The organism is Frankia sp. CgMI4, assembly GCF_001756285.1.
Classification (GTDB): Bacteria; Actinomycetota; Actinomycetes; order Frankiales; family Frankiaceae; genus Frankia; species Frankia casuarinae.
This window is the reverse complement of sequence record NZ_MAQZ01000002.1, coordinates 129192-146954: the sequence shown is the minus strand read 5'-3', so window position 1 is coordinate 146954 and position 17763 is coordinate 129192. Positions and strand designations below refer to the sequence as shown.

Annotated in this window: 17 protein-coding genes and 2 tRNA genes; 9 read left to right on the top strand and 10 right to left on the bottom strand. The window is 68.1% G+C overall.

The window, feature by feature from the left end:
* Positions 1-736 precede the first annotated feature (736 nt).
* From Manayef4_RS00665 to Manayef4_RS00645, 4 genes are all read left to right on the top strand, one after another.
* Entirely contained in the window at positions 737-1627 is an 891-nt protein-coding gene (locus Manayef4_RS00665) for a class II glutamine amidotransferase (protein WP_070130267.1), read from the top strand.
* Positions 1628-1794: 167 nt separating this feature from the next.
* A complete protein-coding gene (locus Manayef4_RS00660; RefSeq protein WP_070130266.1) occupies positions 1795-2661 on the top strand; it encodes an LLM class F420-dependent oxidoreductase in 867 nt (288 codons plus the stop codon).
* A gap of 439 nt (positions 2662-3100) precedes the next feature.
* Positions 3101-4207 carry an ABC transporter ATP-binding protein gene (locus tag Manayef4_RS00650; protein ID WP_070130265.1) on the top strand — a complete coding sequence of 369 codons (1107 nt, stop codon included), beginning with the start codon at positions 3101-3103 and terminating at the stop codon, positions 4205-4207.
* Positions 4204-4965, top strand: a complete 762-nt coding sequence (locus Manayef4_RS00645) for an ABC transporter permease (RefSeq protein ID WP_070130264.1) — start codon at positions 4204-4206, stop codon at positions 4963-4965. Before Manayef4_RS00650 ends, Manayef4_RS00645 begins: the two co-directional genes overlap by 4 nt.
* A gap of 159 nt (positions 4966-5124) precedes the next feature.
* Here the strand turns inward: Manayef4_RS00645 and Manayef4_RS00640 are convergent, their stop codons facing one another.
* From Manayef4_RS00640 to Manayef4_RS26335, 3 genes are all read right to left on the bottom strand, one after another.
* On the bottom strand, positions 5125-5571 hold the full coding sequence (locus Manayef4_RS00640) for a hypothetical protein (RefSeq protein ID WP_023840681.1): 447 nt from the start codon (positions 5569-5571) through the stop codon (positions 5125-5127).
* 397 nt (positions 5572-5968) lie between these two features.
* A tRNA-Lys gene (locus Manayef4_RS00635) sits at positions 5969-6041 on the bottom strand.
* A 160-nt stretch (positions 6042-6201) separates the two neighbouring features.
* Entirely contained in the window at positions 6202-6333 is a 132-nt protein-coding gene (locus Manayef4_RS26335) for a hypothetical protein (RefSeq protein ID WP_023840682.1), read from the bottom strand.
* Between the two features lie 999 nt (positions 6334-7332).
* On the opposite strand from Manayef4_RS26335, the gene Manayef4_RS00620 reads away from it, so the two are divergent.
* The 3 genes from Manayef4_RS00620 to Manayef4_RS00610 all read left to right on the top strand — a co-directional run bounded on the left by Manayef4_RS00620 (position 7333) and on the right by Manayef4_RS00610 (position 9267).
* Positions 7333-7566, top strand: a complete 234-nt coding sequence (locus Manayef4_RS00620; protein WP_083282221.1) for a type II toxin-antitoxin system Phd/YefM family antitoxin — start codon at positions 7333-7335, stop codon at positions 7564-7566.
* Complete coding sequence (locus tag Manayef4_RS00615; protein ID WP_023840685.1) at positions 7563-7988, top strand: type II toxin-antitoxin system VapC family toxin; 426 nt, start codon at positions 7563-7565, stop codon at positions 7986-7988. The genes Manayef4_RS00620 and Manayef4_RS00615 overlap by 4 nt, the downstream gene beginning before the upstream one ends.
* A 322-nt stretch (positions 7989-8310) precedes the next feature.
* On the top strand, positions 8311-9267 hold the full coding sequence (locus tag Manayef4_RS00610; RefSeq protein WP_254665389.1) for a terpene synthase family protein: 957 nt from the start codon (positions 8311-8313) through the stop codon (positions 9265-9267).
* 81 nt (positions 9268-9348) lie between these two features.
* On the opposite strand, the gene Manayef4_RS00605 is transcribed toward Manayef4_RS00610, so the two are convergent.
* From Manayef4_RS00605 to Manayef4_RS00585, 5 genes are read right to left on the bottom strand one after another with little or no spacing between them, the layout of a single operon-like run.
* A complete protein-coding gene (locus Manayef4_RS00605) occupies positions 9349-10803 on the bottom strand; it encodes a cytochrome P450 (protein ID WP_011438688.1) in 1455 nt (484 codons plus the stop codon).
* Positions 10804-10805: 2 nt separating this feature from the next.
* Positions 10806-11450 carry an ATP/GTP-binding protein gene (locus Manayef4_RS00600; protein ID WP_070130259.1) on the bottom strand — a complete coding sequence of 215 codons (645 nt, stop codon included), beginning with the start codon at positions 11448-11450 and terminating at the stop codon, positions 10806-10808.
* A complete protein-coding gene (locus Manayef4_RS00595) occupies positions 11431-11805 on the bottom strand; it encodes a DUF742 domain-containing protein (RefSeq protein WP_011438686.1) in 375 nt (124 codons plus the stop codon). The genes Manayef4_RS00600 and Manayef4_RS00595 overlap by 20 nt, the downstream gene beginning before the upstream one ends.
* On the bottom strand, positions 11802-12212 hold the full coding sequence (locus Manayef4_RS00590) for a roadblock/LC7 domain-containing protein (RefSeq protein WP_070130258.1): 411 nt from the start codon (positions 12210-12212) through the stop codon (positions 11802-11804). The genes Manayef4_RS00595 and Manayef4_RS00590 overlap by 4 nt, the downstream gene beginning before the upstream one ends.
* Positions 12213-12215: 3 nt before the next feature.
* A complete protein-coding gene (locus Manayef4_RS00585) occupies positions 12216-13766 on the bottom strand; it encodes an ATP-binding protein (RefSeq protein ID WP_083282212.1) in 1551 nt (516 codons plus the stop codon).
* A 560-nt stretch (positions 13767-14326) separates the two neighbouring features.
* On the opposite strand from Manayef4_RS00585, the gene Manayef4_RS00580 reads away from it, so the two are divergent.
* Both Manayef4_RS00580 and Manayef4_RS00575 read left to right on the top strand, forming a co-directional pair.
* A tRNA-Ser gene (locus tag Manayef4_RS00580) sits at positions 14327-14415 on the top strand.
* Positions 14416-16102: 1687 nt separating this feature from the next.
* Complete coding sequence (locus Manayef4_RS00575) at positions 16103-16693, top strand: hypothetical protein (protein WP_023840742.1); 591 nt, start codon at positions 16103-16105, stop codon at positions 16691-16693.
* 46 nt (positions 16694-16739) lie between these two features.
* On the opposite strand, the gene Manayef4_RS00570 is transcribed toward Manayef4_RS00575, so the two are convergent.
* Both Manayef4_RS00570 and Manayef4_RS00565 read right to left on the bottom strand, forming a co-directional pair.
* A complete protein-coding gene (locus tag Manayef4_RS00570; RefSeq protein ID WP_049761145.1) occupies positions 16740-17102 on the bottom strand; it encodes a DUF3817 domain-containing protein in 363 nt (120 codons plus the stop codon).
* Positions 17103-17161: 59 nt separating this feature from the next.
* A complete protein-coding gene (locus tag Manayef4_RS00565; RefSeq protein ID WP_070130256.1) occupies positions 17162-17596 on the bottom strand; it encodes a hypothetical protein in 435 nt (144 codons plus the stop codon).
* Positions 17597-17763 lie beyond the last annotated feature (167 nt).

Below are 17763 nucleotides of genomic sequence, written 5' to 3'. Positions count from 1 at the left end.
GTAACGGGAGAGTAAGACTAATAGCGTAAATACGTTACTCCAGGGAGGGGGAGTGACGTCTTCATGGTCCCGCGGTTCCGGGGGGATCGAGGGAAACTTAAGGTAACGAATTGGTACGGGCATCMCGGTCGGTGCCCGGGGCGGCGGTCGTACGGGTGGCCGGACACGGTTGCGGTTGTCGCCCGAGCAGGATCCGACGGTCAGGTAAGGGTTGATCATCGTGCGGTCTGACAGCCCTTCTGATCACGTGATGTGATGCAAATTTACGGAAAAAACGGKATGCAATGGTCGCTTCGATCCGGATGTGTCACCGTTAGTGGTCCCAGGCGGTTGTCGGGTGACGACTCGGAAGGTTGATCACGGCGGGGCCGGCGGGGCGCGGGGAACACCGCCTTGCCCGTCGGCACCATGCAGCGTCCCGGCGGGCACCCGGCCAGTGCCCGGACGGGGTCCGGGTGCCGTGCGACCTCTGCTCGGCAGCCCTCACGGCAGCCCTCACGGCAGCCCTCACGGCGGGACCGATGCGCCAGCAGGCCCTTGACGGGTTGACGAAAGCGGATTCGCGTGCAGATTCGTCGGCATGTCGCGGGCGCCGGGGCGGGGGTAACGTTGCCCCTTTCGCTTCGGGGAATCGACCCGGCCACCGCTCGGTGGACCCGCGTCTGGGACGCGGGAACCAGTAGCGTCCTGGCCGGCACAGTACCGGAGCCGTTGAGATCGGCGAGGGAGGGCGTAGATGTGTCATCTGTTCGCGATGAGCAGCGGGCCGACGAGGGTGCAGGCGACTTTCTGGCTGTTGGATGCGCCGGACAGTCCCCGGGCGGCGACGTTGCGGACCCCGGAGGGGGCTGGTCTCGGCGGATTCGACGCCGATGGCACCGCGTGGGTGGTCAAACAGGCCATTCGGAACCGGGCCGACACGGCATTCGCCCAGGAGCCGCAGCACGTCACCTCCTCGACGTTCGTCGCGCATGTCCGGCACGCCTCCACCGGCCGGGCCTGCGAGGACAACACCCATCCGTTCGTTCGAAACGGGCGGATCTTCGCGCACAACGGCGTGATCGAGGGGCTGGACAAGCTGGACGCCGAGCTCGGCACGGGCGGTCTCCCGGTCCTCGGTGACACCGACTCGGAACGCTTCTTCGCCCTCGTCACCCGCGAGATCGACGCCTGTGACGGGGACGTCGGCGAGGGAATCGCATCCGCCGCTCGTTGGGCCGCCGAGAACCTGCCGCTGTACTCCATCAACATGATTCTCATCACGGAGCGGGACCTCTGGGCTCTGCGGTATCCGGACACCAATGGCCTGTACGTCCTTCGGCGTGGCCCGGGTGGGCGCAACGAACGCCACCTTGATCACGCGAGTCCGTTCAGCGAGATCCGGGTCCGCTCTCTCGACCTGCTCACCAAGCCCGCGGTCGTGGTCGAGAGMGAGCGGATGGACGAGGACCCTCGGTGGCGGTTGATGGAGAGCGGGGAGCTGCTGCATGTGGCCGCCGATCTCACCGTGACCTCTCGGATCGTGTTGGACGGGCCGCCGGTTCACCAGCTGTCCCTCGACGAGCTGCGGCCGCAGGCCGCCGTGTCGCAGACCACCGCGGTGCCCGACCTCCCTCTGTCCGCGTGATCATTCCGGTTCCTGAATCCCCTGTATCCCCTGATCCGCCCATCCACTGAACTACCGATCCACAGATTCAACGAACCGGCCGACATGCCGGGCGTGCGTACGGGGTAGCAGACGTGATGGGGTAATGGCACGGACAGTGGCAGTTCCCTGCGCGGAAGGGGCTCGTCGTGGTAGCAGAGGTCGGCAGGATCGGGTTGTGGGCAACCGAGCGGCAGTGGCCGAAGGATGTCCCGGCCCGGGCGGAGATCGCGGCCGAGGTGGAGGCCCTTGGCGTCCCGACGGTATGGATCGGCGCGGCCAGTGGCGATCTTGAGCTCGCGGCCGCGATCCTGGACAACACGGATCGGTTGGTGGTCGGTACCAGCATCCTCAACATCTGGACCGAACCGGCGGACGTCGTCGCCGATCATTACGCCATGCTGGCGAAGGCGCACCCCGACCGGATCCTGCTCGGGCTCGGTGCCGGCCACAAGGAGCTGGTGGAGAAGAGGATCGACCGTCGCTACGAGCGTCCCGTTGACGTCCTCGTCGACTATCTCGACACCCTCGACGAGCTGGGCGTCCCGCGGGCCGGCCGGGCGCTGGCCGCTCTCGGTCCCCGCGTGCTGGGGATCGCCGCGCAGCGCACCGCGGGTGYCCTGCCCTACCTCACCACCCCCGAGCACACCCGGCGCGCCCGGGAGCTGCTTGGCCCGGACGCACTACTCGCGCCCGAGCAGATGGTCATCCTCGACACCGATCCGGCTCAGGCCCGGGCGGTCGCGCRCGACACCCTCGCGTTCTACCTGAAGCTGCCGAACTACGTGAACAACCTGCGCCGTCTCGGCTTCACCGAGGACGATCTGACGGGTGCCGGCTCGCAGCGCCTCGTCGATGYCGTGGTGGCCTGGGGCGATGTGGACTCCGTGCTAGCCAGGGTCGCCGAGCACCATGAGGCCGGTGCCGATCACGTGGCCATCCAGGTGCTGACCTCCACTCCCACCMGGCTCCCGCGCGAGCAGTGGGCCCGGCTGGCGCCGGTCATCGTCGGCTGATCCGGCTGATCCGGCTGATCCGCCGGCGAGCCGAGCGGGTGCCACCTCGGCTGGTAGCCGGTCCATCGCCGACGGTCCGCCCTGGGCGATCGGTTAGCATACTGAACGTCGCCTCGGGCAAGCCGCGGGCCTGGACCGACGGTGAGCGTGACGTCACCGTGCATTTCGGCGCGGTGCTGGAAAATCTGCTGCGGGTTCACGGCCTGTTTCCTGTCGGCAGGATGACACTCCGCTGGCCGATAGCGGCTGGCTCGATGGTGGGTGCTCCGCGACGATGATGCCAACCGGGGGAGGCGCGGCCGGTCGGTGCAACTACCTACCTACCTACCTACCTACCTGCCGTCGGCGGGTCCTGCCGTCGGCGGGTCCTACCGAGCGGGCAGCAGCCCGGGTCCGGTCCGTCATCCCGACATAGTGATGTTCCACGGAAAGGAGGGGAATGATCGAGGCGCAAGGGCTCACCAAGCGGTACGGACGTACGGTCGCCGTCAACGACCTGTCCTTCACGGTGCAGCCAGGCAAGGTGACCGGTTTCCTGGGGCCGAATGGTGCGGGAAAGTCCACTACAATGCGGATGATCCTGGGGCTCGACAATCCGAGCGCAGGCCAGGTCCGTATCGACGGTAAGCGATATGYCGAGCTGAAGGAACCACTCCGCCAGGTCGGAGCGCTGCTGGAAGCGAAATGGGTGCATCCCAACCGCTCCGCCCGCTCGCACCTGCGGTGGATGGCCGCGGCGAACCGAATTCCCGGGAAGCGGGTCGACGAGGTCCTGGAGATCGTCGGGCTCACCTCGGTCGCCGGCAAGCGGGCGGGTGGCTTCTCGCTCGGGATGGCACAGCGTCTCGGGATCGCGACGGCCCTGCTGGGTGACCCGCAGGTCCTTCTCTTCGACGAGCCCGTGAATGGGCTGGACCCGGAAGGAATCCTCTGGATTCGTCAGTTCATGCATCGACTTGCGGACGAGGGGCGGACGATCTTCGTCTCTAGTCATCTGCTGTCCGAGATGGCGCTGACCGCCCAGGAGCTCGTCGTCATCGGTCGCGGGCGGCTGATCGCCCAGACCAGTACCCATGCGTTCATCGACATGGCGTCCGAGTCGGCGGTCCGGGTCCGCGGGCCGGAGATGGAGCGGCTGCGTGGCGTGCTGACCGGTCAGGGCCTCGCGGTTCGAGACGTCGCCGCCGGCGACGGTGGTCCGGCGGCGTTCCTCGTGTCGAACAGCAGCACCGAGCAGGTCGGCGAGCTGGCCGGTCGGATCGGGCTCGTCCTGCACGAGCTGGCGGCGCAGCGCGGCTCGTTGGAGCAGGCGTTCATCCAACTGACCGGCGGCGAGGTGGAGTACCACGCCGGGACGCCGGGGCCTGGCGACAGCCGGTCGGCGACAGGTGCTCCGCCGGGGCCCGTGCCGGCGGGAACTGCCGCCGGTCCACTGGCCGGGACACCCCGCCAGTCGGTTGACGGTGGCGTGGATGCCGGTGGCGTGGGTGTCGGGGGCGGTTCGTCGGCCTCGGCCGAGGCGGCACGAGGAGGGACTGGACGATGACACTGCTCACCGTCGAGCGGATCAAGCTGTTCTCGACCCGCTCACCGTGGTGGTGCATGATCCTGGCGACCGCGCTCACCGTGGGGCTGACCTCGATCTTCGCGGCGGCGACCAGCGATAACGACCTCGCCGACCTCACCCCGAACGTCACCCAGTTCGCCTACAACTTCGGCCTCGTGGTGATGATGGTGATGGCCGCGCTGGCGGTCACCACCGAGTACCGCTTCAGCACGATCCGGTCCACGTTCCTCGCGGTGCCCACCCGGACGCCGGCACTGCTCGCGAAGGCCGTCGTCGTCGCCCTGCTCGCGGGGACCGTCGGCGAGCTCACCGCCTTCGCTTCCTGGGGCGTCGCCAAGCTGATCAGGCCGGATGCCCCCCTGGCCCTGGACACGGCGCAGGAGTACCGCAACGTCTTCGGTGTCGGTCTGGTCTACCTGTTCGCGGCGATCTTTGCCTTGGCTCTGGGTCTGATCATCCGGCAGTCGGCGGGCGCGATCGTGATCATGCTCGTCTACCTGTTCCTGGCGGAGAGCCTGTTGCYGGCGATCCCCCGGGTCGGTCGCCACATCCAGCACTGGCTGCCGTTTGTCAACGGCGACAACTTCATCGTCGCCGGGCAGGTGGAGCATTCCGACGGGCCGCCCGTGGTGAAGGGGATGCCCTTCGGCCCCTGGGGCTCCCTGGTGTACTTCGCCGCGATCTGCCTCGGCCTGTTCGCCATCGGGCTCGTCCTGGCCAAGCGTCGGGACGCCTGAGCCCGCCGGCGGTGCGATCTCCGTCGGCGTGAGCTCTGAAGCCGTGATCATCTGACTATCTGTGATCATCGGAATGCCTGAACTCACCGGCAGGTTGCCTTCAGGCCCGGAGCCGCGGTCCACCGGTCGTCCTGATGTGGACGCTCGGTGGACCGTAGGTCAGGCGCCCGGGCCCCACAGGTCCCGACCGGCGCGGGCCCGCTCCTGAGCCTTCATGCGAGCCTCGTGGACGTGGCGCCTCCCACCGGTGAGCCGCAGCCGGACCTGTTCGTCCACGGCAACGAAGGGGCGGTAGTAGATGTCGTCGTACTCCTCGATGATCTGGAAGGTCCACCGCCCGTCGAGGACGTTGCGTCCGTGCAGCTCCCGGCGCACATAGGCGGCCAGCTGGGGGTGGCCGGCGTCTTCCAGACCGCTAATCGCCTCCGCGAGGATCAGATCGGCCCGTCCGGAGAGTTGATGGAATTCGTAGAGCGCCCCGCGGGCCCGTTCAACCCACTCCAGCGCCTCGCTGAGCTTGCCAACCGCGTCAGCGGTCGTGTCGTCGAGGTCGGGCTGCGTGCGGTCGTCCTCTCGGCGGCCCCCGGCCGGACGATTCCCGCTCATCCGGTCAGTTCGACTGCCGTCAGCCCGACTGCCGTCAGCCCGACTGCCGTCAGCCCGACTGCTGTCGGTTTGACTGCTGTCGGTTCGACCCCGGCGGGTGTGTCTGCTCACCCTGACGGGATGCCCCGGCGGTGTCGGGTCACACCGACCTGCCGCCTCGCGCCGGGAACGACCACGACAGGCGTGCGCGCGCACGCCGGGAACGACCACGAGAACCACCGGGCCGCCTCCGTGACTCTGACGGGCAGGTATCCATTCAGGGGTGCTGGAACCTGTACCCTGAATGGATACATCCAGAGATCGAGCTGGTACAGGATCCACGAATTACCGGAGCTTCAAAAGCTCGACAATGTGAGTCTGATAAGCTCTTCAGAAATGTACGAAAAATCCACCAGTGTGGGCCGTCAGGGACTCGAACCCTGAACTCGCCGGTTAAAAGCCGGCTGCTCTGCCAATTGAGCTAACGGCCCTGCGAGAGTCATGATACCGAACTGTGTGTCCTCGGGGTGGTGGTCGGGGTGTCGGTGCGGTTTGTGGGGGTGTGGATGGAGCGTCGGCTGGTGGGGTGGGCGGGTTGTGGTGGCTCGTGGCTGCCCCTCCGCCCCGATGGGGCGGAGGGGCGGTGCCGGGTTAGTCGATCGTGGTGGTGTGTCGGGGGTACTCCTGGGGGCTGCGGGTGCGGGGGATGAGGCGGGCGGTGTTGCGGGCGATCTCGGCGGCGAGGTCGGGGAGGATGTGGGTGTAGGTGTCGGCGGTGATCATGATCGTGGAGTGGCCGAGGAGTTCTTGGACTGCTTTGAGGTCGGCGCCGGCGGCGAGGGCGAGGGTGGCGGCGAGGGCGAGGGTGGCGGCGAGGGCGAGGGTGGCGGCGCCGTGGCGGAGGCCGCGGATGGTGATGGGGGTAGGTCGGCTTCCTGGATGAGGGTGTGGAAGCGGTTGGTGAGGTGTTCGGGGTGGATGGGAGTGCCGTCGGGGTGGGTGAACGCGAGGCCGTTGTTCGGCCGGGTGGTTCCGGCGGCGAGCCGGTTGGCGTGTTGGCGGGTGCGGCAGGCTTTCAGGACGGCGAGGGTGTCGGGGTCGAGGGAGATGACACGGTCCCCGGCGTCGGATTTCGGCTTGGCGAGTTGGKTGGCGTAGCCGATCTGGACGAACTGCCAGCGGAGGGTGAGAGTTGCGTTGGTGAAGTCGATGTCGTCCAGGTGGACGGCGACGGATGCACCGCGTCGGAGCCCCTGGTAGGTCGCGCCGCTTCACTTGCGGACATGCGTCAGTCCGTCCCCCMGGGCTTCACGAGCCCGGCGTTCACAAGCTTCGCGAGATTGCCAGGCGGACGGRCCGCGCCCGGCTCTTTGGCCACCGCTGGAGCGGAGAGCCCCAAGACGCGACGCAGGACATCATTCGGGGTGTCGACGAAGGGCGCAGTCTGATCCTGCAGGCACTTGAAGACCTCGTCGTCGATCTCGATCCGCGGGACCATGCCTGACTCCAGGGGCCATGCCTGGCTCCAGCCTTCAAATACGGTACCACTTGAAGTCTGTGATATCTGGAGTGAGAAATTCAAGGGACGACTGCTCAGGCCGACCTTGCCGGCGACGAGGGTTCATCCTGGATGGTCACCAGGTCTGGTGAGCAAGCCGGTCGCCCGGCCACGCGACCCTGGCCACATCGAAGGGCGCGAGCTGGCTTCAGCGGTTGGCCGCGCGAACGACGTTCGGCGCATATTGTAGGTACGTACCTACCAGGGGGGTGGTCGTGGTGACCATGGTCTCATCGCGAGAGTTCAACCGTGACGTGAGCGCGGTCAAGCGGGCCGCCGCCAGCGGTCCGGTGATCATCACGGATCACGGTCGGCCGTCACACGTCCTGCTGTCGTTCGCCGACTACCAGCGGCTCACCGGAACCGCGGGCAGCCTGGGAGACRCGTTCGTTCTGGAGGAGGAGATCGACTTCGAGCCCCTACGGCCGCGGGACTCGCTGCGCGAGGTCGACCTGTGAGCTTYCTACTCGACACCAACGTCATCTCCGAGCTCCGTAAGCCCGCGAAACGCCGCGATGACCGCTTCAACGGCTGGGCCGCGAGCCTGTCAGCATCGGATACCTTCCTCTCCGTCATCACCCTGCTAGAGCTGCGGGCTGGCATTGAGAACAAGCGATGGCGCGATGCCCGCCAGGCGGCCGTCCTGGACTCATGGCTCGATCAGAACGTGCTCCCGGCATACGCAGGCCGGCTGCTCGACGTCGATCAGATCGTCGCCGGCTCGGCGGCGCGACTTCACGTGCCCGACCGGCGCCCAGCCCACGATGCGCTCATCGCCGCCACGGCCCAGGTGCACAGCCTCACGCTCGTCACCCGCAACGAGGCCGACTTCGCCGCCATGGACGTCCCACTCGTCAACCCTTGGACCTCCCAGCTGTAAGCAGGTCCCGAAGCTGGGCGGCACAGAACCTCTGGCGGTAGGATCGGGCACACTCATGTCTTCGGCAGCGTGATCGGTCGCAACGGCACCACCTGAGGACCCTCCAACGGACCACGACCGAGGTGCCCTCCATRACGGCCCGAATCCGCGACATGATACTTCGCACTTTTGGGATCATCGTGGTACCTGGATCTGATAGGACGTGGTTCCCCTGACCTGGAGGCGCAGAAGTGTCCGAAACTGCCAGATGCTCGCGATCCATGATCACCATCTTTGCCAGGAGACAGGCCGAGACGCGATGAATGGCGAGCAGATCCTCACAGTGCACGAAGCTGCGCGCTCCTGGCAGCCGAACGAGAACGCTGCCGAAGCCCTGGCGCACACCGTCGAATGGCTCACCCGCTTCCAGGTCTGCACGCCCCGGGCCGAGAGGTACGCCACGCTTTCGGCCTGGGTGTACCCTCTGGCCCCGCTGCCGGAGCTGGAACTCGCTTACGACATCCACGCCTTCTTCCGGATCTACGACGACTTCACCGACGACCTTGCGGCGGACATCAGCCGCATCAACGTCATCAGCGCGGAGCTCACCGGGATTCTCTACGGGAGACCCGCGAAGTCCCTCATGGGGATGATCTTCCATGACCTGTGGGCGCGGCAGATCGTCAGCTCGCCGGACCAGTGGGTGGCTCGGGTCAGCGAGCACTGGGAATGGTACTTCAACACGCAGGCCACTTACGCGGCGATGCGGGACCGGCGGATGGACACGACGGTCGAAGAGTACTTGGAACTACGCCTGGGAAACGGCGCGGTGCCGCTGTGCCTGGTGTTCGGCGAGAAGATGAATTTCACCTATCTGGCGCCGCACATCCACCACTGTACCCAGCTGCGACTGCTGCGCAGGTTAGCCAGCGACATCATCGTGTACTGCAACGACGTCTACTCCTCGGTCCGCGACGCGAAGCGCGACGACMCGCGCAATCTGATCTCGATCATCCGAGACCAGGACGGCTGCGATTGGCAGGAGGCAAGAGCCCGTTGCGAGCAGGAGATGCGGACGCTCGACCAGTCGATACACACCACAAAGCAGCGCCTTGACACGGCCTTCGACGTGCTGCATTTCACCGACACAGAACGCGCCCAGGCCCGGATGGGTRCGAGGATCGTCGACGACTSGAACTGGGGTTACCAGGCGTGGGCGGCGGTCAACGAACTGTTGATGGACACGGATCCGCCGCGCGAGGAGATCTCTCGCATGCTGACCTCGCCGCAGGCGGTCTGACGGCGTGTCGGAAACAAAAGAGCGGCGCCCGGGAGCGATTCCCGGGCGCCACTCGGCGGTACGTCAGCCGACCGTGAACCCTTAGCGTCGACCGCGGAACATGCCGCCCAGCGAAGCCCAGAAGCCGCGGCGGGTGTCCGCTCTGGCCTGTGCGTCGGCCTCGGCCACCGCCGCCAGCGCGTCCTTCGCGGCGCTCGGCTCGACCACCGGGGCGGAGAACGCCGGGGCGGCTGGCGCAGACTGCGGGACGGGGCGGCACTGCGGGGCGAACTTGACCGGGAGCGCGTCAAGGTGCCGGGACCAGGTCGAGGCGGTCCAGGTCAGCTGCTCCTCCGGCACCGTGAGGTGCAGGTCGGGTAGCCGGTTGAGCAGCACGTCGACGCCGGTGTCGGTGATGGCGCGGGCGATCTCCTGTCCCGAGCACTCGTGCGGGCCCCGGCTGAACGCCAGGTGCGAGCGGTTGCCGTGCATCGGCGCGCCGAGATCCGGACGGATCTCCGGATCCGCGTTGCCTGCCGCGATGCCGAGCAGCAGCATGTCGCCCTCGCGGATCTCCTTGTCGGCGAAATGCATGTCGTGCGTGGCGAACCGCGCCGGGCAGACCAGTAGCGGCGGATCGTCCCACAGCATCTGCTCGACCGCGTCCGGCAGCGTCATGAGCCCGCCAGCGAGCGACGCGCGGAAGCGGGGGTCGGTCAGCACCATCCGCAGCGTGTTCGAGACCAGGTTCGCCGTGGCCTCGTAGCCCAGCACGATCACGAGGCGCAGGTGGTTGAGTACCTCCTCGTCGTTCAGCCCCGAGGGGTGCTGAACGAACCAGGACGCCAGGTCGTGCGCAGGGGCCCTGCGCCGCTCCTCGGTCAGCGACCGCAGGGTGCCGATGATGTACTGGTTGTGCGCGTATGCATCCTCGCCGCCGCTGACCATGCCGACGATGGCCTCGACCAGTTTCCGGCCGTACCCCTCGCTCAGGCCGACCAGCCGGCTCAGCACGAGCATCGGAAGGTAAACGGCGAACTGGGTCACCAGGTCCGCGCGGCCGTCCTCGACAAAGCCGTCGATCAGCTGGTTCGCGTAGCGCTGGACGTGCCGCCGGGTGCCGTGCCGGTCGAACCTGGTCAGGCACTCGTTGACCGCGGCGCGCAGCCGCGCATGTTCCTCGCCATCGTAGGACACGACGTCGGGACGCCATCCGATGAGCGGGAGCAGCGGGTCGTCCGCGGCGATCCTGCCCTCGTTCCAGTCCCGCCAGAGCCGGGCGTCCCGGGTGAACCGGCTCGGGGTGCGAGCGACCTCCATGTTCTCCCGGTAGCCGAGCACCAGCCAGGCCGGGACGCCACCCTCGAGTTCCACCGGGGCGATCCCGCCGTGTTCCGCGCGGAGCTTCTCGTAGACCGCGCCGGGATCGTGCTGCGCTTCCGGGCCGTAGAGCGCGGTCCGTACGGCATCCTGCGCGAAGGCCGCGTGCGCCGGACACCCCGGAGGCGGGATCGCAGCGCCTGATTCCGCGCCTGCTTCGGGAATGGGTGTTGACACACTTACTCCGTGGCGGCCGAGGCGGCCACCGGGGCCGCGGGTTGGGTGGACAGCCAGTACAGGTAGCGCATGAGGGCCAGCAGGGTGTCCCGGCTCGAGGCCCGGCTGCGCGCGTCGCACGCGACGATCGGCACGGCGGCCGGCAGATCCAACGCGGCACGGACCTCGTCCAGCGGGTGGTTCGGGGCGTCCGGGAAGACGTTGACGGCCACGATGAACGGCACGYCGCCGTCCTCGAGCCGCCCGATGACGTCGAAGCTGGCCTCGAGCCGCCGGGTGTCGACCAGCACGACCGCGCCAAGGGCTCCCTCGAACAGGCCTGTCCACAGAAACCAGAAGCGCTGCTGTCCGGGCGTGCCGAACAGGTAGAGCACCAGTTGCTCGTTGATGGTGATCCGGCCGAAGTCCATGGCCACGGTGGTCGCATCCTTCTGCTCGACCCCGCGGACGTCGTCTACCCCGATGCTGACCTCGGTCATCGTCTCCTCGGTCGTCAGCGGTCTGATCTCGCTGACGGAGCCGACCAGGGTCGTCTTGCCGACGCCGAACCCGCCGACCACGACAATCTTGACCGCGGTGGCGGCCGAGGCGGGCAGCGCGTCCTCGCGCGCCGGTCCGACGGCCAACTCAGAGCCTCTGGAGTCCATTCATCACCGCCTTGAGCAGTTCAGGATCGCCGATTCCTTCCATGCGCACCGAGGCGCGCACCTCGACGAGCGAGTCCCTGAGCAGGTCGGAGACCAGGATGGCGACCACGCTGAACGGCAGCTTGAGGTAGGCCGAGATCTCCGCCATGGACAGGGGCCAGTAACACATGCGCAGGATGGACGCGTGTTCCGGCTGCATCTCGGGCCGGCCCGCGGCCCGCGCCACCACGAGGGTGACCAGGTCGATGTCGGCCCGGCGGCCCGAGGCGCCGCGCCCGCCGGTGAGGACGTACAGGCGCTCGGGACCGCCCTGCTCCCAGGCGCAGGACGCGTCGTTGATCGGGGACGGGGTCACCCGGCCGTCCTCTCCTCCATCCGCGGCGGACTGGTGAGATGCTCACCGATACGTGCGACCAGGTTGCGCATCTGCTGTCCCATCAACCCCGCRTCCACCCCTTCGTCGGCCAGCACCGCGAGGTATGCGCGCGCGCCGGCCGCCATGAGGTAGAAGAATCCCCCGCCCACCTCGATCACCACGAGCCRCATCCGCTTGTCCCCCTGCGGGAACTCGGCGCCGACGGCGGCGGACAGGCTCTGYAGTCCGGCGCACGCGGCCGCGAGGCGGTCGGCGGTGTCCACATCCGTGTTGTACTGGGCCATGCGCAGGCCGTCCGCGGTCAGGACGATGATATGCCGGGTGCCTGGCACGCTCTCCGCAAGGTCCTTGAGCATCCAGTCCATGCTGGGCCGCAGGTGGTCCATCGGCTACTCGCTTTCCTTACTCGACGCATCGTCAGTCAAAGCGTGCTGGGTGCTCGTGCTTTCGCCGGAGACCGCGTTCTGGAACGCGGCAAGCCACAGCCCGGGCGGCGGGGGCGGGGCGGCGGGAGCGGATGCGTTACTCGACACGGGCGGGGGCGGGGCGGCGGGAGCGGATGCGTTACTCGACACAGGCGGGGGCGGGGCGGCGGACTGCGGCCCGCGCGGCGCGGTCAGGCTCCGCTGGCTGCCGCTCCCGTTGAGCGGGGCGGTGACGCCGCGCCTGCGCTGCGGCAGGCCGTTGTTGTTGATCTTTATGCGCTGCGGCTCCTCCGACTCCAGGGCGATGGCGGGCATCGGCGTGTTCGGGTTCGGCCGGACCGCGGCGCCCGGGCTGGCCGCGGACAGCGGCACGGCGGTGGCCAGGTCACGTGGGATGATCAGCACGGCGCGCACGCCGCCGTACGCCGAGGGCCGCAGCGAGACCTGAAAGCGGTGGGTCTGCGCGAGCCGACCGACCACGGACAGGCCGAGGCGCGGGTTCCCGCCGAGGTCAGCGAGGTCGAGGCCCGACTTGACCTCGGCGAGCACCCGCTCGGCGCGCAGCCGGGCCTCCTCGCCGAGGCCGACGCCGCCGTCTTCGATCTCGACCGCGATCCCGGACTGCACCTCGACCGCGGTCATGTGCACGCGGGTCTGCGGCGGCGAGTACCGGGTGGCGTTGTCCAGCAGCTCGGCGAGCGCGTGGATGAGCGGTTCGACGGTGGGTCCTGAGATGGCGACCTCGACCACCGAGTGCAGTTCGACGCGTTGGTAGCCGATGATCCGGGACATCGCGCCGCGCAGCACGTTGAACAGCGGCACCGGATGCTGCCACTGCCGGCCGGGGCGGGATCCGCCGAGCACGGCGAGCGAGTCGGCGAGCCGGCCGATCAGCGCGGTGCCGTGGTCGAGGCGGAGCAGGTCGTCGAAGACATCGGGGTTCCCGCCGTGCCGCTCCTCCATCTCGCGCAGATCCTGGAACTGCTGGTGCACGATGGCCTGGACGCGACGGGCGACGTTGACGAACGCGCGCTGCGAGGAGTCGCGCAGGTCCTCTTCCGCCTTGACCGCTTCGAGGACCGAGCGGACCACGTCGTCGTGCGCCTTGATGAACGCGGCGCCGAGGGCGGGCGACTGGCTCGAGCCGGACAGCGCCTCCTCGACCGAGTCGCCGCGGTGCAGCCGACTGATCGCGGCGGGCAGCACCTCGACGGCGAGGCGGCTGGTCTCGGCCTCCTGTATCTCCAGGCGGTGCATGAGTTCCTGCTCGGTGGCGGCCTGCCRACGGCGCAGATGGACGATCTCGTGCCCGCGGCGGCGGATCTCGGCGCAGGCCAGGCCGACCGTGACCGCCGCGACGAGGCCGCACACGGCAACAGCGCGCCGGGCGTGCGGGGCGACGAGAAGGATGGCGGCCACTGTACAGAGTGCGGTCAGGGCTGCCGCTACCAGAGCACTGTAGACGACGGAGAAGTCGCCTTCCGAGCCACGAGGTGACGGTCGCTTGCGCTTCATTCGCAGAACCTTGGTCTGATTGTGGGCGTGTGTCGGTGACCGACGGGGACGGGGAGAACAGTCACGGGCGCGGCCCGCGGAGAGACTCGCGCGCCGACGAGGGCCCGACGGCGATGTTCTGACTGGGCACGCGGCTACCTTGCTCAGTGTTCGCGGTTCTGATGTCTCTCCGGATAGGTCTGACGTTATATCCAGGGCTTCGGCGAGATCGCACCGCGCCGCTATCAGTGACCTTGAGTAGCCGGCCACCCTGTCTGACAGCATGAGGTAAGACAGTTCCCTGTGTCACAGCTGCATCTCGGGCTGGCTGATGGACGGGGTCAGCGTGCAGCAGGCTGCGGAGCGGGCGGGTAACAGCCCTGCCGTGATCTGGCGGACGTATGCGCGGTTGCTCGACGGAGGGGAGCAGGATGCGGTGCAGTCGGCTCGCTGCCGCACGGCGGGCGGACGGCTAGAATGGGAGGCGTGAGGGCGCCTACCGGGCGTCCTTCGGCGTTTCTGTACCGTGCCTGTATCGAGCCGGAGGAAAAATGTTACGATAAGGTTAAAGTCGCAGGCTGGGAGGGCTCGCCTAGTGGCCGATGGCGGCGGTCTTGAAAACCGCTACGGGGAGTGATCCTCGTCGTGGGTTCGAATCCCACGCCCTCCGCTTTGCCAGGCTTTTTGYCGCCGGAGACAGCTGGCGACGATCAGCCTGGAACACCTGAAGATCCTTGTGGGCACGAAATGGGCACGCTGGGACGTGACCGGGGATCACAGCCACCGTCCCCGCTGCCTTCTGCCTCGCTGAGCGCAGCAGGTGGACATATAGCGTCCCTGTAATGGCTGTCGAGCGGGCCCGGCGGATGCGGGCCCGGCGGGAAATGTGGAGGGTGAGCGACGGTGTGGAGACCGTGAACCGTGACTGACCCTCCACGCTTCAGCCGCCTCACGAAGCGCACTTTGTGGGTGGGCGTGTAGGAGCGGGAATCTCTCTCCAGGAGAAGCTCGTCGCGCGGGGGCCGCAGTCGCCCGCAGGCCGAACCCTTCTGAGCGGGACTGGGCCTGCTTCGCGGGACTGGGCCTGGTCGACTCCGATCCGATGTACGGATCCTGCACCATCGGCCTCGGCGACAGGCAGGAACTGCTCATCCGGTTCCGCACCGACGGGCACGTGGCCCGCGCAGCACCATCGGGCGACTCGGAATGGAGCGGCCGGTCTCGATGAAACTGATGCGTCAGGCGGAACTGTCGGCTCGCAACGCCAGTCCGAGCTGACTGATCCGGCGTCGCTCCCGCCACCCTCGCAGCAGTGCGCCGGCACTCACGCCCGGGATCCCCTCACCGCCGGCCCTGGCGATGGCGTCCGTCCTGCGTTCGACCATAGCCAGTCTAGTGATATTACTGTGTGTCAGTAGTTATTTTTTGCCTGTCCGGCGATGTTCCAGGTGTCGCTCGGCCCGGCACGGTTGTTTCCGGCGCGGGTTCCTGCCGGCGGTCGGCCTTCGCCGATGACGACCCGTCCGGGCGGAACGCTCTGGTTCGCGAGCTCCGGAAGCGTTGCCGCAGGACAATCACCCTGAACACTCGACAGCCGGTTGCGTGACGCTTGTGCAGGTCTGCGACAGGATGGCCGGGTGCCTCCCCGTCGGTCGACATCCCCTCGCGCGATCCCGGCCGCCATCACCCCACCTCGGCGTCCACGCGCGGTTTCCGTCACACTCCGTTCCCCAGATGAACAAGCCATCCAGCAGGCGTTGCCGATCCAGGTCTCTCGTCGCCGGCAGCCCGACAAGACAGCGCATATCCCGGTCACGGCCAGTTGTGCCGGCTGCGAAGAGCGGTGGACCGATCCGGCCACGACCCATTGCGGGTCCTGCCACCAGTCCTGGCCGACGGTGCAGGGCTTCGATGAGCATCTGGTTGATTGCCCGGCTCATCCGGTGATCGCGACTCGTCGGGTCAAGCGGGAGCGTGAGCCGTCGGGCGCCAACGTGGCCTAAGTCCGTCCTCCCCCGTGACCGCGGTCTTCCTCCGCATGCGGCCGGTTTCCRCCGGACGTCTTGGTCACGGGCGATCGGCGGCCGGTAGGCGGCCGAGGTGTTTTCGAGCCGCCGTCCYGGCCGAGCCCGGATCATGACGGTGAGGCCCGGCACCGAAGGTCGGAACCACTCGGCGATTCCGTGCAACGGACCGGTGAGGCGGGCGAGAAACTGCTACGTTCCAGCGCTGGAGTACCCGTGAACGCCGCCGCACCGTGTCGATCATCCGGCCGGGAGTCCGTCCGTGCCGTGCGTCATCGGATCGCGGATCGCGGATCGCGGATCGCGGATCGCGGGCTGAGGACGGAGGAACGGATGACGGTCTGCGGATTGGTCCGGCTGGACGGGGCGGAGGTCCGGCGGGCGTCCCTGACCGCCATGCTGGCCTCATCGTCGTTTGGGCTGCCCGCCGCACGCGGTGTCCACCTCGACAGAGCATTCGGGGCGGTGACCGCCGCGGACCTGCGGGCGGACCCGACTCCGCCGATCGCGGTCGACGACGCGGGGCTCGTGGTGATCGCGGATCGTCCACCTCGCCGTCCCGAGGGAAACGAGACGGCCCGGATGCTGGCGGCCGCCTACCGCAGCGGCGGCAAGTGGGCGTTGCTCCGGTCCACCACGCGGACGGTGACGATCGTCTGGGACCCGCGGCGCGCCCAGCTGGTCCTCGTGCGACCCGCCAGTACGGCCGACGAACTGATCACCTGGTCGGACGGGCGCCTGTTTGCCTTCGGTACCGAGGCTGACCAGGTGCTGTCCGCGGAGATACTCGCTCCGCCCTCCCGGTTGGCCCGGCTCCGGCGGCTCACCGCCGGTGAGGTCCTGACGATCGCCGTGCCCGCCCGTCTCCGCCGACCCGCACCGGCGGCGCTCCGCCTGGCCGGAGTCGACTCGGACGTGTCCTGAGGCGACGTCTCCCGGCGCTCTGCGCGTGCTGCGTGGACTACGCGTGCTACGCGGGCTTCGCGGACTTCGTGGGCCCGGTGGCCGGGCCGACCGGAGCCGCGGCGGCGGACAGCTGGCTCTCCCGCACAAGGAACGTGACCCGCCGCTCGGCGAAGAACGACAGGAACGGGATGGTGCCGGCAAGCATGATCAGGATTGTCCGGGTCGAGGACAGCCGGCAACGGTTCGCCAGATCGAAGGAAGCGGCAAGGTACACCATGTACAGCACACCGTGGATCGGGCCGACGGCCGCGACGATCGTGTCGCTGCCGCCGATGTACTTCACCGGCATACCGATGCACACCAGCACGATTAGCCCTACGCCGACGATGTAGGCGATGGCCCGGTACCGCAGCAGGGACGCGCGAATCGCTGTCGCGGAGGCACGTCCTGTGGTGGCCGTACGGGTGGGGTCGGGYAATGCCGTCATCAGCGGGCTCCGTTGATGTGCTTGAGGGCGTCCCGAAGGGCGTCACGCTCGTACAGTGAGGCGAGATAGCGGTTGTAGGCGTCGAGTTCGTCGTCCTCGGCGGACTGCTCGGCGCCGCCGGTCGTCAGCATTTTGGGGCCCCTGTCGAGATCCGGTCGCCAGGGCGCCTCGGGGGCGATCCGGCCGTGGGCAMCCCACCGCGGCCCGGTGGTGTCCTTGGGTGCCAGATCCTCCTTCATCATCTTCACCCACCAGTACACGACGAAGGCGGCGAAGACAGGCCACTCGACCYCGTAGAAGAGGTTTTGCAGCGATCCCTGCGGGGATTCGCCCTTCGTCAGCTGCCAGATGCCCATGCGGATGAAGAATGCGATCAAGAGGAGCGCGAGGAGATGACGCGCGATCCACGAGGGTGACAACAGCAGCCGACGCACGAGGTTGACGCTACCTCTCCCCGGCCGGTCGGCGTAGGGCGCGTGGCACCTTCCCGCGACCGGACTCACACTCGGACCGGACTCACACTCGGACCGGGGCGCCGGGTGGCGTGGGAGAGGTCGCGAGGGGCTGGCCGACCTTGGCCGGGCCGGCCAGCCCGCGTGCC